Origin of the sequence: Acinetobacter sp. V115_6 (assembly GCF_031799025.1) — a bacterium.
In the GTDB taxonomy this organism is placed as follows: Bacteria; Pseudomonadota; Gammaproteobacteria; order Pseudomonadales; family Moraxellaceae; genus Acinetobacter; species Acinetobacter pittii.
The window spans coordinates 2,121,139-2,138,313 of the sequence record NZ_JAVQNO010000021.1 but is presented as its reverse complement, the minus strand read 5'-3'; the positions used below and the strand labels follow the sequence as shown (position 1 = coordinate 2,138,313).

The 17,175-nt window shown below is 37.2% G+C and carries 14 protein-coding genes; 3 read left to right on the top strand and 11 right to left on the bottom strand.

From position 1 onward, the window contains the following. Nucleotides 1-31: 31 nt before the first annotated feature. Together RMA94_RS18720 and RMA94_RS18715 are read right to left on the bottom strand one after the other, a co-directional pair. Nucleotides 32-1,078 (bottom strand): nitronate monooxygenase, encoded by a 1,047-nt coding sequence (locus tag RMA94_RS18720; protein WP_311083986.1) that lies wholly within the window; start codon nt 1,076-1,078, stop codon nt 32-34. A 117-nt stretch (nt 1,079-1,195) separates the two neighbouring features. Then, nucleotides 1,196-1,897, bottom strand: coding sequence for a VIT family protein (locus tag RMA94_RS18715; protein WP_311083985.1), 702 nt, complete (start codon nt 1,895-1,897; stop codon nt 1,196-1,198). 267 nt (nt 1,898-2,164) lie between these two features. Between RMA94_RS18715 and RMA94_RS18710 the strand changes: the two genes are divergently transcribed. Beyond that, on the top strand, nt 2,165-3,382 hold the full coding sequence (locus tag RMA94_RS18710; protein WP_311083984.1) for a hypothetical protein: 1,218 nt from the start codon (nt 2,165-2,167) through the stop codon (nt 3,380-3,382). A 1-nt stretch (nt 3,383) separates the two neighbouring features. Continuing rightward, nucleotides 3,384-4,526 (top strand): non-hydrolyzing UDP-N-acetylglucosamine 2-epimerase, encoded by a 1,143-nt coding sequence (gene wecB / locus RMA94_RS18705; protein WP_032004455.1) that lies wholly within the window; start codon nt 3,384-3,386, stop codon nt 4,524-4,526. Here wecB and RMA94_RS18700 read toward each other — a convergent pair. From RMA94_RS18700 to RMA94_RS18660, 9 genes are all read right to left on the bottom strand, one after another. Further along, nucleotides 4,511-5,431, bottom strand: a complete 921-nt coding sequence (locus RMA94_RS18700; protein ID WP_005073204.1) for a hypothetical protein — start codon at nt 5,429-5,431, stop codon at nt 4,511-4,513. The genes wecB and RMA94_RS18700 overlap by 16 nt on opposite strands. Next, entirely contained in the window at nt 5,409-7,253 is a 1,845-nt protein-coding gene (locus RMA94_RS18695) for a hypothetical protein (RefSeq protein WP_311083983.1), read from the bottom strand. Before RMA94_RS18695 ends, RMA94_RS18700 begins: the two co-directional genes overlap by 23 nt. Further along, nucleotides 7,254-8,504 (bottom strand): glycosyltransferase, encoded by a 1,251-nt coding sequence (locus RMA94_RS18690; RefSeq protein ID WP_311083982.1) that lies wholly within the window; start codon nt 8,502-8,504, stop codon nt 7,254-7,256. It abuts the gene before it with no gap. After that, complete coding sequence (locus tag RMA94_RS18685; protein WP_069035786.1) at nt 8,491-9,387, bottom strand: hypothetical protein; 897 nt, start codon at nt 9,385-9,387, stop codon at nt 8,491-8,493. Before RMA94_RS18685 ends, RMA94_RS18690 begins: the two co-directional genes overlap by 14 nt. Next, entirely contained in the window at nt 9,387-10,130 is a 744-nt protein-coding gene (locus RMA94_RS18680; protein WP_002118735.1) for a hypothetical protein, read from the bottom strand. The genes RMA94_RS18685 and RMA94_RS18680 overlap by 1 nt, the downstream gene beginning before the upstream one ends. 198 nt (nt 10,131-10,328) lie before the next feature. Next, complete coding sequence (gene phrB, locus RMA94_RS18675; RefSeq protein WP_311083981.1) at nt 10,329-11,771, bottom strand: deoxyribodipyrimidine photo-lyase; 1,443 nt, start codon at nt 11,769-11,771, stop codon at nt 10,329-10,331. A gap of 118 nt (nt 11,772-11,889) precedes the next feature. Beyond that, the gene (locus RMA94_RS18670; RefSeq protein WP_002118581.1) at nt 11,890-12,372 is read right to left on the bottom strand and encodes a peptidylprolyl isomerase; all 483 of its coding nucleotides are present in this window, start codon (nt 12,370-12,372) and stop codon (nt 11,890-11,892) included. A gap of 135 nt (nt 12,373-12,507) precedes the next feature. Beyond that, nucleotides 12,508-13,794 carry an NAD(P)/FAD-dependent oxidoreductase gene (locus tag RMA94_RS18665; RefSeq protein WP_161282515.1) on the bottom strand — a complete coding sequence of 429 codons (1,287 nt, stop codon included), beginning with the start codon at nt 13,792-13,794 and terminating at the stop codon, nt 12,508-12,510. Nucleotides 13,795-13,891: 97 nt separating this feature from the next. Then, on the bottom strand, nt 13,892-15,211 hold the full coding sequence (locus tag RMA94_RS18660) for a D-alanyl-D-alanine carboxypeptidase PBP6B (protein WP_069035789.1): 1,320 nt from the start codon (nt 15,209-15,211) through the stop codon (nt 13,892-13,894). A gap of 170 nt (nt 15,212-15,381) precedes the next feature. On the opposite strand from RMA94_RS18660, the gene RMA94_RS18655 reads away from it, so the two are divergent. After that, entirely contained in the window at nt 15,382-17,085 is a 1,704-nt protein-coding gene (locus RMA94_RS18655; RefSeq protein ID WP_161282514.1) for a M61 family metallopeptidase, read from the top strand. Nucleotides 17,086-17,175 lie beyond the last annotated feature (90 nt).

The following is a 17,175-nucleotide window of genomic DNA, read 5'->3' as shown; positions in this document are numbered from 1 at the left end:
AGCCAGTATCTGATTACTGGCTTTTTTAGATTTACTCATCTTCTAGCATTTCTACGACTAACTGGTTAACCAGATCAGCAGCATCTAGCTCTCGTATTTGCGAGACATTACTACCTGCCCAAAAAGCACCGAAGCCATAGTCTTTATTCTTGCTTGCAATGGCATTTAATTGCTTAGCTAAATCATATGCATATGGATATTCGGGTTGAGGAGGGCGATTAGGCAAATCAATTTGTGTGTGCCAATGGTTGAGCAGGCCACGGGCTGGACGTCCAGAAAGACTGGCGCTGATTTGTGTCACAGGCTCATTAAATAAAGCTTTACGATATTCGGCTGATGCATTTGATGTAGGGCATTGAACAAATGCAGTTCCGAGTTGAACAGCAGTAGCTCCTAAGCTCAACATATGTCGTGCTTGTGCGCCATTCATAATACCGCCAGCGGCTACCACAGGTGGTTTGCAATGCTTGACAATAAGGTGTACTAAATCACTCGTTTTAATTGCTGCATCAAAGGTTTTATTAAAGATTCCACGATGTCCACCAGCCTCAATACCTTGAGCAATAATAATATCTATACCAGCCGCTTCAATGGCTTGTGCTTCAACTAAATTGGTAGCAGACACCATCGTAATAATTCCGGCATCTTTTAATGCTTGAATTTGATGGGGATGGGGAATGCCAAAATGAAAACTGACCGCTTTAGGTTTGGTTTCTAATACGACATTTAGAAAATCATCGTTATCAAGAAAACTTGGATAAATACAGTTTAAGTTTTGAGGAGGCTGTTCTCCGAACTTTTCAAATTGTGGACGTAAATATTCAATCCACTGAGCAGAAGTTTGAAGGTTAAGTTGTTCGGGTTGATGACAGAAAAAATTAACCTGAAATGATTTTTCTGTAAGTGTTTGGGTTTTTAAAATCTGTTCACGTGCACTTTGCGCCGTATTTGCACCTAGACCTAAGGACCCAAGACCACCCTGATTAGAAACTTCTGCTGCAAGTTCAGGTGTAGATACACCTGCCATAGGGGCAAGAAAAATTGGATGTTTAATTTCAAGTTGTTGTAATAGTTCCATTTTATTCACCTCATTTCTTTCTATTCACCATAGCGTGAAAACCGAACCAAGAGCAAATAATATTGGGCATTTAGTTTTTAAATATTTAGTTCTTAAACATTGATAAGTTCTGATTTTTTAAAGTGGAGTAACATGAAATAAAGAGCCGATCCAGCTTGAAAAGCCCATCGCTAAAATTCCCCACAAGGTAATGCGTAGACTCCCTTTAAGCTTGGAAGTACCTGCGAAATGACTTGATAGCGCTCCTAAAAAGGCTAATGAAATAATGCCAAATATTAAGACTGTTTTTTCGATCCATATATCTGGACTGAGTAAAATAGCCAGCATAGGAAACAATGCCCCAAATGAAAATGAGCCAGCTGAAGCTAATGCGGCTTGAATAGGATTTGCTGCGGTATTTTCATGAATACCAATTTCATCACGCGCGTGAGCCCCTAATGCATCATGATTTGTAAGTTCAGTAGCAACTTGTAGAGCTAAGTCAGGTGCTAAGCCTCTGGATATATAAATTTGAGTGAGCTCGTCCAGTTCACGCTGCGGATGCTTTTTGAGTTCTTGTTCTTCAAATTTTAAGTCGGCTTTTTCAATATCTTCTTGTGATTTTACTGAAATATATTCTCCTGCAGCCATAGAGGTTGCACCAGAAATTAAACCAGCAATACATGCAATAAGAAGTGTATGAGCAGGAGCCCCACTTGCAGCCATTCCCATGATTAGACTAGTAACAGAAATAATTCCATCATTTGCCCCTAAAACGGCCGCCCTTAACCAACCTGAGCGGTGAATAAAATGATGTTCTGGATGTTGAGAAAAGGACATGTTTTCCCCTATTTGTAGTTATAAATTTTTATCTTATCCTATAAGATTATTTACAATAATACGATTAAAAAATGTGTCATTATAGGAAAAACAAACAGATAAGAACTTTTTTAAAACATAATATTAAAGGAGATAAAATGAACAATTTAAAGAACTCATCTACTTATATAAACAGTGTCATTTATGGGTTTAATTATAATACTTATTGATTAAATTTTAATTTGATTGCTACGCAAGCATTCTACCTATTTTACTCTAGAGGTCCCAATGAATAGCAAAACAATAAAATCTATAACTCGTTCCTTTATCGTTGTTGGTTCGATCTGTCCAGCTTTAGGCCTCTTAAGTATTGAGACTAGTTTTGCACAAGAGATTGTTAATCAAGAATATAAACCAGGTAATCCAATTTATGATAAATGGGATCAATTTTATAAAATTGAAAAGACTCAACCTGAAAATGCCGAGAAGTTATTATTAGAACTTGGAGAGATGACGCCACAAGATATTAAAGTTTGGAAAAGCTTAACTTATTTACAAATTCGACTAGGGAAACAAGATGCAGCTTTGCAAAGTCTAAGAAAAGCAGAGGCATTAGATCCAGCAGATGATAATTTAAAACTCCAAGAAGCCTACCTATTGAATTCTCAAAAAAATAACAAAGAGGCTTTGGTGGTTTTTAAGGAACTTACCCAATCTAAAGATGCTGATATTGCGAGTAAAGCGACACAGGCTGTAAAAAATCTGAGTGGAGGAGAGGTCAAAACTTATTTCCGTGATGTGTATTTTGCGCCTTCATATGAATCACGTTACGACGATGTAATTTTCCCACTTAAAGCTCGCTATGGTAAGAACTTCGATAATGGTCGAGCGCAGGTGTATGGCTTTTTAAATCTAAACCGCGATACTCAATCTCAAGGTGGTGTACGACCTGAAATTATTGATGAAAATGCAGTAACTCTAGGTGTAGGTGCTAATTATCAACCTTGGACTTCTATACCTGTGCGCATGTATTTAGAAGTAGGTGGAAGTTACGATCTGATTGATCGAAATAGAGATAAATTTCGTGAAAGTGTTGTCGGTGGGGTGACAGGTTATCAAGAATGGTATTCTCAAAATAATTGTAATCATTCACTTTGCTTTAATGATTACTTCACTGATTTATATGGTAATGCGGCAACTTATTCTAGAGAAGATTATAACGTTATTGGTGACTTGCGATTACGTACGGGTTTGAATGTCTATAAAGGCGAGAATGGAACTGTACAGGCTTATATGAAATTGCATGCCTTAGCTGACAGTAAAGATGAGTATTACAATAATTTATTTGAATATGGCCCCGGCATTTCATGGCAGCCGTTTAATTATCAACCTATAAAATTACGTGTTGAACGACTATATGGCAATTATTTTAAAGATGTGCCAGTAAATACGAAAGATCATTACAACAATACTCGAGTAGAACTCGTTTTTTATAAGGATTTCTAAAGTGAATAAAATTTTTATATCTATTGTATTTGGAACCCGTCCTGAATTAATCAAACTTGCCCCTGTTATTTTATTGGCAAAACAAGACCCTCGCTTTCAAGTTGAAGTGATTTTTACTGGACAGCATGACGAACTAGTAAGAGATGCGATAGATTTCTTTGGGGTTGAAATTGACCACCGTCTTAAAATTATGAATGCTGGACAAAGTTTAAATCAGCTACTAATACACGGTTTGAGCCAAATCGAGAATGTATATACTGATGGGCAAAAAAGAGATGCAATTGTTATTCAGGGAGATACAACAACTGTTTTAGCAGCTGGCTTAGTCGCATTTTCAATGAAAGTTCCTGTGGCACATGTCGAAGCTGGTTTACGTTCTTATGATTTGGATCATCCTTTTCCAGAAGAGGGAAATCGTCAGTTAGTGTCACGTATTACTAAATGGCATTTTGCCCCGACTGAACAATCAAAAAGAAATTTACTCAATGAACAAATTCCGCCAGAGCTCATTACGGTTACAGGCAATACAGTTGTTGACGCTGTGTATTTAGGGCGTAAATTAATTGCTGAAAAATCTGATTTGAAGAACCAGCTTGAACCTTATGGAATTCAATTAAAGCAAGATGACAAAGTAGTACTCATTACTGCCCATCGTCGTGAAAACTTTGGCGGTGGAATTCAAAATATTTGCAATGCGGTTGAGCACTTAGCTCAAGCACATCCTGATTTACATTTCATTTGGCCTGTACATTTAAACCCAGCCGTCCATGACGTAGTCCATGATAAGTTTAAAGACCATTCCCAAATTCATCTTGTTAAACCATTAGACTACCCAAGTCTATTGGCAGTGATAGACCGATCTACTTTTATTTTGACGGATTCAGGAGGCTTACAAGAAGAAAGTCCATCATTTAATAAGCCAGTTTTAATCTTGCGAGACACTACCGAGCGACCAGAAGTTGTTGAGGTGGGAGCAGGCGTTTTGGTGGGTACAAATCAACAAAAAATTATTGAAGAAGCTGAAAAGTTACTCACCGACCAACAGCATTATGAAAAAATGGCGCATGTGGAAAACCCATTTGGCGATGGGCAAGCTGCTCAACGTATTCTCAATCAAATTGCTAAATCTTATGAATCGGCATAATTATGATTTAAGGATCTCGTCTCATTTATGGTTTTGTTGGCATGACCATAAGTGAGGCGGTACCATAAGCTCACAATATTAACGCACCAGCGGCTCATGTAATGAGGACCATCAAAAATATAAACAGTTTTACCTTCATATGCTTTTAGCTGAGAAATAATTTCCCAAGGATATGCGGCTCTAAATTGCCCATTCTTTTTCACTCTGAAAGCTTCTAATACTATAATTACTTTGTCTTTTCCAAGTTTATGTTCAAGCTGGTCTAAAATATGTTTGGCCTGTTTAGGCGATCGAACGCCAACACCAACGCCATCTTGGAAAAAAACTCCAGTATGGTCAGGTAGCCAGCTTTTAACCCATAAATCATAATTTTCAGGCTCAGTTTCGCCACTATAAATACTTACCCAGACTGGTGAAGGAAGTTTTGATAGCACATGGCCTAGAGCACTGACTCGTAGCCAAGTTGGATCTGCTTCTACCGGAAAGTAATAACCTTTAAATGCTGTTTTTTGTTCTTTTATAATTTGGGCAGATTTTTCGCCTAACTCAATGACATTAGCTCGAGCTTTAGGTTCATTATATTCACCGGCTAAGCCTAATATAAGATTTTTTGCCCAAGGTTCTTGTTTAATCTTTTCTAAATTAATAGCTTTTTCCCATTGAGGAAAATTTGATTCTTTCCACCAAGATTTAGATTCAACAACAGACCATTGGGGAACAAATGTATCAACACCTAAATAGTGCCAATTTCCTTCTGGAGGAGTCGTGTTATTGTCAGGTTGCCAGAAAATGCCTTCAATATGAGGGGCTTGACCTTGATGTTTGAAAAGCCCCGCATATCCAATGACACTACATATAATTAAAATAATAAAAGCAGCTATTTTAATTGGTATCTGTTTTCTCATTATTTCGTCTTAACCAGTACCACAAGAAGATAATTATTATCATAATTGCAGAGATAATCACAACTAGTAAGAAGAAAGAAGACTGTTGGACTAGAGGCGCCTTTTGATTTCCGACAATGAGTTTTTGTAAAACATAGATATTTCCATTTTCTGAAACCAGCATTTTCGTCACGTTGTTTGGAATTTTATGTTGTATTTTTTCCCAAAGGTGCATGAAAGCTTGTGCGCCACCTTGTGAGTCGGTAATCACATCAAAGCGGTTATTGTTATAACTGACAATAAAACCATTTTGGGCAGCAGGAGCATAAATAATATCCTGATGCATTAGTACTTGTTGTTGATAAATATCTTTGTTAACGCGGACATTTACGGATTGTGACGCGCTCGGTGAATAACGGACTAGGTTGAGAGGCATTGGTGCTTGTGTTAAAAGCATTTTTTTCGCGGTTTGACCTAATACAATAGCGATATTTAACGCACCTGATTGATCATCAATCGCAATTGTCGGAGTCGTTGCTAAAGTCATTGAAATTGCGGCGACACCATTTTTGAGTTTATGAGGTAGCTTTACAGTAGACTTGGCTGTATCAATCCATAGTGAACCATGCGCGTTAGGTAAACATTGGGAATTGGCAATCACTGAGTTTTCAAGCTTTAGACTAAAATTTGTCGTATTAGAAATGGCTTTTGCAAAAATATTAAACTGACGGTTTACTGGATCGGAAGCCAGATCAGCCGTTTTCATACTTCCTGCAAGTCCACCATCAATCCAAGCTGTAATATTGGAACCTTGTAATAAACCACTTTGAATACGAAGTGCGATTTGTCCTTGCAAGATATCGGTTGGTTGCCATACTGCTGGGAAATCAAGAAATAAGTTTTTTTCAGCGTGATTTAATCTGAAGTCCTCAATGCCTAAATCGGCAAGTGTATTGATTTTTTTAAATTGTGCCCAAGTTGGGGTGGAGATTGTTGTGGGGAAAATTGCACTTCCTGTATCAAGTTGCTCTACATACGAGGGATTAATTAGTCCATTTATGGCAGCAGTGAGTTGTTGTGGTGTGTGATAAGTAATTGAAAGAGTAGCCACTCCATCTGCTGGTTTTGCAATTTGTACTAAAGCCCCTCCTTTGAGTGGCGTAGCTGAGCGAATCACTTCAATAATGAAATTTGTTTCATCATTTAAATTGGTTTGTCCTGAATCAACCCATTCAATTGGTGTGATAGAAGTCCATGAACTTGCTAATCTAGCGAGCATAGAAGCTTCTATAATCTCTTTACGGTTATATTTTAAAATACCAACAAACGGAGTAGGCCGTCTCGCTTGTGGATTAGCTAAAGCATCTGGTAAGTCTTTTAAACGGTATACATTACGGATAGGCGTAAAGTCGAGTTGGGAATTGCTTAAATAAGTTAAGTGATCAATATCTTCTGTACAGAATGTTTCTTTGGTTTGATTCAGTGTAGTCGGTTTAGCATACTGTTGAATAATAAAATCTAAACGATGAAAGCCACTCTGACTTGCTGGTATATCAAATTTGAATTGACCGTCCCCACTTAGGGTAGTGTTATAAATGAGTTTATCATCATATTTTACGAGTAAAGTTGTATCACTTTCAGTGGAATAATCACTTGAAAATTGAATATTTTGCCACTGGGCACCTTTGCCAATATAGAAAAAATGAGGCTCGACTGTGTATTTAGTAGAAGTACTAATATCGTCGAGTTTCCATATGTATGCATGAGCAGACAGGGCGAGCATAAGACTGGTGCTGGCAAGGAGTACTTGAGCTGTTTTGTAAAGATCAAAGGTCTTTTTCATTTATTTTTTCTCCTTGCTACGTTCCGTTTTGTACCATTGAAGGGAGTTGCCCTGTATTTTATTTTTAAGCATGTCATATGCGGCTTTAAAAACAATAAATAGAAATATTTGTGAGTAACTTACGTAAGATAGAACTGAATAAAAGTAGAGTTCTGGTTTAACTTTTTCGAGTGAAAGCGTAAACCACATTTGTGCCACATATAGGCAAAATGAAAGGCCCCACAGAGTTGTGAATGGGCCTGGAACTGAAATACCCGCAATATCAAGTATGCCAAGGGTTAAGGTGATATGACTCCAGAATAAAGCGGGTACAAAAAGTATGTAGCACATAATGTTGTTAAGAATTTCAATTCCGATAGGAAAAGGCGTTCTTAATGCGACGGGTAAATATTTACGAGTCACATAAAAATTACCTTGGGTCCAACGTGAACGCTGTTTAACAAACACACTCAGAGATGGAGGATCTTGCTGCCAACCAATCGCATAGGGCACCCATTTAATTCGTTTTTGGCCGATAAAAATCCTAAAACTCATTTCAGTGTCATCGACCAATGACTTTTCATCGAAACCACCTAAGGTTTCTAAAGCATCACGCCAAATCACATAGTTAGTACCCATCAATGTTGATAATTCAAAACGTTGCCAACGACCGCCTTGGAAAATCCATTGGAAAAAGATGAACTCAATTGCGATAAATCGGGTCAAAATACTATCTTGCCAATTACGTGTTCTTACTTTTCCATTAACGGCTACTAATTTTTTATCGGCAAGCAGAGTTTGAGCTAGCAAGCGGACACAGTCGGGTTCAGGCGTACTATCTGCATCATAAACAACAATCAATTCGCCTCTAGCACGGGGGAGGCCATTATTAAGCGTTCTAGATTTACCTTTACCACCCATTCCTTTAGGAACATTAACAATCTTTATGCAAGGATAAATTTTTGCCAAATTTTCGGCGATTTCTAAGGTGTTATCCTTTGAACCATCATTAATAAGTAAAACTTCATATGCTTCGGCTGGGTAATCTTGTTGAGCAATTGCATGCAAAGTATCTTCAATCACAACCTCTTCATTATAGGCAGGGATCAGGACACTCAAAACAGGCCATCTCTCTGGTATTGGAAGGTTTTGTAACTCTTTTTCTGCTGTTTTTGAATATTTCCAAGCTTGATAACTTAACCACGCCCAAAATGCTTGTGGAATCCAAATCCCTAAAAATCCAAATAAGAAGAGAATATCAATGGGAGCCATTTGATTTAACCCTCCTGATAATAGACGAGATGAGCAAGACTAATAAAATCAACCCGATTACAAGAGAGAACCATGAAATATAGCTGCCAAACGTACCAAGGAGGTCAGGGTAGGTACTCGTGAGAATTAGATCGAGTGGAACTACAACAGTACTTAAACCGATAAAAATGTATCCAAGGAAATTAGTTTTTACATACTCTGGCGTACTTATGTAATTAATCTTATTAAATTTCCAAGATATTCCAAGTTGAGGATATCGAATATTTGTTGTGGGTAGATCAGCAGGAGGATTAATAATAATTTCATACCCAGAAATATGACCGTTAAAACGTTTAGCCGAATAAAATAAATGCTGTTTTTGCTTAATTTCTCTAGAGGGTAACGGGAGCTGCGAAGGGTTAAATTGAATAATATAACTACCAGCGGTCTGTGAAATTAAATTTTCATCCCATCCCGTTGAGACAAAAGCAGCCATTGGGCGCAACCCAATTGCAGTCGAAAATGTGGCTTTAGCCGCAAAATATTGAGGTTGCTCTGATTTATAAAGTGCAATCGGAATCGCACCTTGGCTGACTGCTTCTTTGAGCAAGAAATAATGAGAAAAGCTAAAAACTTCATCCGGCAATATAATGCCAGGCTTGAACCCTTTATGAATAAGTCGTTGAAAGCTATCCGAGCTGATCTGGTCAATTGTAAAGATAGGCCACCATGTATCCTGATATGGAAAAAACATTGAAAGATCATCAGTACTCTGAACTTCTGTTTTTGTTTGTTCCGTTTTAATCTCACAATGATAATATTGCCGATAGAACTGCTGTAAAGTGGCATCAGGATACTGACTAGATGCAATAATAATTCCACAAATATTAAGAAGATTAGACATTAAGTAATCTCCTCTTCAGGTGGAATCTGAATAACTTTATATTCGACTTCAAGCCGCAAAGTCATAATTTCTTTTAGCTTTTTAATAAATTCAGGTTCTTCATCCGTTTTTTGCTTGCGAATTACAATGCTGTATATAGTTTCAAGATCATCATCAGCAAACTGGAAAACGATTTCTTGTGGATGATGTTGGCTCAAAATTTTGATCATCTCATTTTGCGTGGTTTTCCACACATCGTCGCCTAACATTTCTTTAATTAAGCTTCGGTTGAGAATTCTAATTTCAAAGACTTCATAGTCTTGAATGTGATGATGATCAAGAAGCTTAAAGAAACTGCGTTGAAAATATTTGAGTGCGCTAAGCGGGAAAATATCACGGCGATAATTACGGTCATAACTTTGAATATCGCGGTATTTTTGAACGTTAATTTCGATATTATGGCGAACAGCACTCAGAAAAAGAGGAATGAGGGGAATAATAAAAAGTAAAAGAAGCTGACGTTCAATATGCGTCTGAGCCCCTAAGTCGAGTAGAAAATATACTGCAACACCGATAAAAGCGAGTAAACCCACAATTAAGGATGCACCAACTTGTAAAAAAGCTCCAGAAATTAAAAGAATGAGAATAAAAATCCAGCTTCCTCTAAAACTTACAGGCAACCACTCATACGCCACCATGCCCATAAATAGATGAGCTGCGATAATCCATAAGACGAGTGTTCTTCCAGGGTTCTTTTGTTGCATGTGAGCTATAGCTACCTTATTGTAATGTTAATTTTTTTATACTTTTATTTATTACTAAATGTGAGACATTGCGAAGTTGTTGTTGTTTATGGCCTTTTTAAGTATCTATTATGTTTATTTGTAGAACAAAGTCTCACTATAGTCAAATACTGTTATTATTTTTTAATTAAAAATAAACACTTAAGACGTAATTCTTATTTAAATACTCTTGAAAGTTTCAATTGCTTTAAGACGAGTTTTCTTTAAATCTACAATTGGTTTTGGATAATTTAACTGAATATTCGTTTTAGTCGAGTAGGGCTCATGAATGGCTTTATTATCTAGATGAGCTAATTCTTCAACCCATTGACGAATATAATCTCCATTTGGATCAAATTTCATTGATTGAGCAATAGGGTTAAAAATTCTAAAGTAAGGTACGGCATCAGTTCCGGTAGAAGCGCACCATTGCCAGCCACCATTATTTGCTGCTAAATCCCCATCGATTAAATGCTCCATAAACCATTGTTCACCTACTCGCCAATCGATGAGTAAGTTTTTACATAAAAACATAGCGGTAATCATACGAACACGATTATGCATCCATCCCGTTTTTAAAAGTTGACGCATTCCAGCATCAATAATCGGTATACCTGTCTGGCCCGTTTGCCATGCAATTAGGTGCTCTGGATTGTGATTCCACTTAATTTTCTGAGTGACTTTTTTAAACGGAATATGTTTAGAAACATGGGGGAAATCAAATAAAATATGTTGATAAAATTCTCGCCAAATAAGTTCATCTAACCAAGTCTGCTGGCCTTCATTTGTCAAATGAAAGTTGCCATGTTCAGCCCTAAAAAGAGCTTGCAGGCACTGGCGGATAGACAAAATCCCAATGTTTAAATAGGGAGAAAGTTGGCTAGTTCCTCTTACATTGGGAAAGTCACGTTCTAATTTATAATCAGATAAATGATCTTTAATAAATATGTCGAGCTGCTCTAGAGCAAAATTTTCTCCAGCTGGCCATAAGTCTTGTTGCTCTTTAGAAACAGAAGGATCAAAAAAAGCTTCAATATCTTCTAGAGTTAAGCTGTTTATTTTTGAAAAAGACGCTGGATAGCTACTTTGCTTTTCAGGAATTGGATAGCATTGAGGTAAACCACTGAGATCCAATTTTGAATAACATGCTTTTTTGAATGCACCGAAAACCTGATAGGGCTGCTGTGACTGATTGCGAATAGAGCATAAAGGAAAAATCGTACGGTCATGGAATAAAAAGAGCTCTTTACCTTGTTGATTTAAAAAATCTTGTACAGTTTTATCTCTTTTTAATTCATTAACGCCGATCTCTATATTTGAATAGACATTTTCAATATTAAGTTGAGTGCAAAGTTCACCAATATAATCAGCGATATCTTTCCAGTAAGGAATGACTTGGATAATAAGGGGAATATTAAGTTGTTCTAGTTCTTTTTTGAGTTGTTGAAGTTGACGTAAATAGAAATTAATTTTTATAGGCGCATCGTGATGCATTTTCCATTGTTCAGGCGATAAAATAATTAACCCAATACAAGGCCCTTGTTGAGAGGCATGCCATAAAGCAGCATGGTCTCGAACTCTCAAATCTTGACGAAACCAAATTAGCTGATTTACGTTTGACATGAAAATTGGCCCTTATAGAGTGAGGTGAGTTAAAGAATTATTATCAAAATATTATATAAAAATAAATACATAAAAAAAGCAAAGCCGAAGCTTTGCTCTTATCATCTTTAAAGATGAATTAGTGGTGATGACCACCAGCACCGTGTACGTGACCGTGATCTAATTCTTCTTGAGAAGCATCACGGATTTCTACGATTTCAACTTCAAAAGTTAAATCTTGACCAGCAAGTGGGAAGTTAGCATCAACAACAACGTTGTCGCCTTCAACCGCTTTAACAGTAACGATCTGTACGCCGTCATCTGTTTGAGCTTGGAATTGCATACCAGGTTGAATGTTCTCAACACCTTGGAACATTTGAGCTGGAACTTCTTGTACTAGGTCTGGGTTGTATTCGCCATAACCTTCAGCAGCTGGAACGTTAACAGTGAATTTTTCACCAACAGTTTTACCTGTTAATGCATTTTCTAAACCAGGAATGATATTGCCTGCACCGTGCAAATAGGCAAGTGGTTCACCTTGAGATTGATCAAGTGTTTCACCCTCAGCGTTTGTTAATTTGTAGTGGAATGAAACCACGTGGTTATTTGCAATAGCAGTCATGTTTTTGATCCATTCAATCAATTGAAGCGTACATCATAAAGTGAAAAATAAATTTTGTAGACTACAAAATCTTAATCTTTGGCACTTTTTCTGATGCGTTTTTATATAAATAGGGACGAACTTAAAAAATTCAACTTAATACAGCTTAATTTTTGGACGTACACGTCTTGTAAGTAAATCTTTCATTGTGAGTAGTCCAGCCTGAGTATATCCGTGAATCGTTGCTTGATGTAAACGATATAAAGAGACATACATTGTTTTCGCAATATAGCCTTGCACGCTTACATCTCCAAGTAATTCTCCAACGGCTTTATGACGACTTAAAGACACGAGAGAACCTTTGTCGTTAAATGTAAACATCGGCTGTGATCGGCCATTTAGTCGAGCAGCCATAGCATCGACTAAGAAACTGGCCTGTTGGCTTGCAACTTGAGCACGGGGACCAAGTGGAGGATGTCTTGCATCAAGTTGGCAATGAGCACAGTCACCAAACGCAAATACATTTGGATCAGAATAGGTTTGCAACGTTGCATAGACCATCAGGCGGTTAATATTGTCACGTTTAAAATCGGTAAAACTTTCTAATACCTTTGGTGCTTTTACGCCTGCGGCCCAAACGGTAATATCACTTTTAAGTTGGTTGCCATTGCTAAAGTAGATGCAATGCTCATCAATTTTTTCAACGCGGTGTTGAGTTAAAATTTCAACACCCATTTTTTTGAGTTGCCCAGCACTGTGTTCAGCAGTTTTATCGCTTAGAGCAGGTAAAATACGTTCAGAAGCTTCAATCAATGTGATTTTGACTTGGTTTGGATGAATCTTCTTTAAACCATATCGATAAAAGTTTTTAGTTGTTTCAATTAACTCAGCTGCCAGCTCTACACCTGTTGCTCCCGCACCAACAATTCCAATATTTAGAGTTCGTTGATTGGGTTGATTCTGAGCTTCAATATAAAGATGTAATAAATCTTGCTGGAAAATATCGGCTTGCTTTCTGCTATCAAGGAAATGGCAGTTTTCACGCACTCCCGTGGTATTAAAGTCATTTGATACTGAACCAAGCGCTAAAATAAGTGTGTCATAACTTAGCTCTTGCGAATGATTCTGTTGATTCTTAGACACTTGAGGGGGCATTAGTTCAATTAATTTTTTATCTTTATTAACCCCAACTAATGTTCCGAGTACAAATTCGTAATGATGTTTTTCTGAGTGCGCAAAATAGTTAGTTTGTTCTTCGTGGGGATTTAAAGAGCCAGCAGCAATTTCGTGAAGCAAGGGTTTCCAAATATGGGTAAGGTTTTGGTCAACCAATGTAATCTTTGCTTTACGGTTTTTCCCAAAAGTTTCACCGAGTTGTGTGGCCAGTTCTAAGCCGCCAGCACCACCACCAACAATTACAATATGATGTAAATTTTGGGTCATTTTTTCACCTAATTATTTTTCTATAAAAAAAGATGGCTAAATTATGCCATCTTTTATTTATAAAATTTATTGTGCGTCTGTGCACAATTTGATGTTTTTAGTGCGAATCTACAGGGTAGAGTTTTGCAGCACTATGTTCACTTGATGAAAAAATAGAGAAGAGGCTAGAAAACCACATTGCGATTTTTTGGAAAATATTGGCTTCTTCAATATGTACGTTATCTTCGATTTGAAGACTACGGATCAGTTGATTATTTTGATAAATCGATACTGTTGCCAAACTTACGACTTTCATTAATGGCGCAGTTAGTTGTTTTTCATTGAGCTCAATGTTTACATGTGTTTGAGTCGTTTCAAGTGGAGCAATCACCTTGAGTTGTTGGTTACTATCAAGTACTTGAACGCGTTGAGTTGCATTATCAAAAGTATTTAGGTCAATTGGTGTTGGGTCTGCATATAAAGATGTCGTTACAATTGTCGGTTGCTTTGTTTCTACCTTAAACATTTTTAAAGTCGACTTTACAACAGGTAGTTCAGCAATTAATTTCTGCTCAGGAATAATCACTTCATCACGTGTATAGGTGTAAGCAAGATTCATTAATTTATCTGCAATCTCAGCGCGTTTTACAGCACTCGGTGTACCTAAAACAATGACTAATAAACGTCTTTGAGTTAAGTCAGATGAGAATGAAGGACGTGAAGCTGTGAGTGCCAAGTTATAACCTGCTGCTTTGGTATATCCCGTTTTAAGGCCATCTACATATGGATCATATTTGAGCGCAAGGTTTGTCGCATGATGGAAGCGTTGGTTATAGCTAAAGCTTGGCATTTTTGAATAATGCAAATATTCAGGAGTTTGTTTAATTAACGCCTGACTTAATAAGCTAAGGTCGTGTGCTGTAGTGAAATGATCAGGCATCGTAATTCCGGCAGGATTACTAAAATGAGTATCTTTCATACCCAAAGCTTGAGCTTCCTGATTCATACGCTGCACGAAGCGCGGAACATCGCCAGAGATTTTTTCAGCTAAAGTCACGGCTGCATCATTAGCAGACATCACGATTAGACCTGCCAATAACTGATCAACTGAAATTTGTTCACCAGCTTTAAGATACATTTGTGATTCATCCCACTGCACAACACTAACCACTGGAGTTGCAGTAATGATTTCTTCTTTTTTCAGTTTTCCAGCTTTAATCTCTTTTAGGGCAATGTATGCAACCATCATTTTGGTTAAAGATGCTGGTGCACGTTGCACATGGCTATTATGTTCAGCAATGATTTGACCCGATTGAGTATCTACAATAGTCCATGCAGCAGCTTCAACACTTTCAGGTGCAATATTGAGTAATGCAGCATTGGTTAGGGTAGTACAAAAAATACTAAAGAGGGTAAAAAGAGATAGAAAAAATTTCACGGATGACCTTAACTTCACTGGCAAATACGGGACACAGATGCACAGCATGCTATGCCTTTTTTTCATGGAAGGCTAGTGTGAATTGTTGCCAAAAAATACATCTACGCAAGACGATACAAAAAAGTGATAATCTAATGTGAAGCCGTTCTTATTTTTAAATTGAAGAATTTATGTTGCATTATCAAATTGAGTTCGATGATTACAAACAACACCTTGTTCACGTGACAATTCGTTTTTTAGCCAACCCGAATCAGGAACTTTGGTTACCAACGTGGATTCCAGGTAGTTATCTAATTCGAGAGTTCTCAAAACATATTGAATCCGTTAAAGCTTATGATGAGGCTGGACGTCTGCTGGACATTAAAAAAACGAGCAAGAATCGCTGGCGTTTATTTAATACAGATCACGAATTAATGACGATTGAATATGATGTGTATGCATATGATTTGTCTGTCCGTGGTGCTTATGTAGACCAGACTCGTCTATATATTAATCCAGCGTGTGTATGTTTGGCTTTAGAGGGGCAGGAGCAGTCTGCTTGTGAAGTCGAAGTTTTCTTGCCGGATGAATTAAAGCATTTTCAGTTAGCAACAGGCTTAGCTTCAAAAAGCTTAGTTAAAGGTCGATTTACTTTAAAAGCAGATCATTACGATCAACTGATTGATAGTCCATTTGAATTGGCTGATCAAACACGCTTTAGTTTTGAGACGAACGGCATTGAACATGAGTTCGTAATTTCTGGCTCGCACAATACCAATATTGATCGCCTAAAAGCCGATATTGAAAAGATTTGTGCAGCTGAAATAAATATGTTCGGTTCGGCACCATTTAAAAACTATACCTTTATGACGATGGCAACAGGGAATAGTTATGGTGGGTTAGAACATTGTAATAGTACAAGTTTGATTACACCGCGTGATGATTTGCCAAAATCGAATGAACCAACTGAACCTTCTAAAGATTATCAACGCTTTTTAGGCTTATGTAGTCATGAATATTTTCATTCATGGTTAGTCAAGTTCATTCGCCCAGAAAACTTTGCAAACTATAATTTACATCAAGAAGGCTATACTTCTTTACTTTGGATATTTGAAGGCTTTACTTCATATTACGATGACCTGATTTTATTACGTAGTGGCGTAATTTCTCAGAAGTCTTATCTTGATTTACTCAAAGCACAAATTGACCGTTATTTGCAAAACCCGGGCCGTTTTGTTCAAACAGTTGCTGAGTCAAGTTTTGACGCATGGATTAAATTTTATCGTCAAGATGAAAACTCGAATAATGCGGGCACCAGTTACTACAATAAAGGTTCGTTAGTTGCGTTATGTCTGGATTTAGGTTTACGTCTACGTGGTTCTAGTCTTGATGCTTTAATGCGTCGGTTATATGAAAATACTCAAAATGGTATGCAAGTAAATGAAAGAACCATTTTTGATTTATGTAAAGAACTGACGGGTGATAGCTGGATTGAACAAATTAATCATTTGATTAATACCACTGATGAATTGCCACTTGATCAATTGTTCCCTGAGTTTGGCTTAAGTTATAGAGTTAAAACTGACAAATCTTTGCCACTTGGTTTGAAACTTGTTGATAAGCCAGAAGGTGTACTCGTGCAAAGTGCTCGCCGTGATAGCGCAGCAGCTAAAGCAGGTATTTCTGCCAATGATGTAATTATTGCAATTGATGGTTTAAAAGCGACCACTAAGCTTGTCGAGAAGTATGCAAAGCAGGGCGGTACTTATACTGTGTATGCTTTCCGTCGCGATGAGTTACTATCTTTTGAAGTTGAGTGTGCTACATCTGATTTAACTGAAGTTGAACTTATTATTGAAGATCAAGCTAAAATTGAAAAATGGTTAAAAGCTTAAATAACAGATAAATAGTTTATAAAAAACCGATGTTTTGTACGTCGGTTTTTTATTTTTAAGTGCTACTAAACGATGAGATTCGTTTTATCT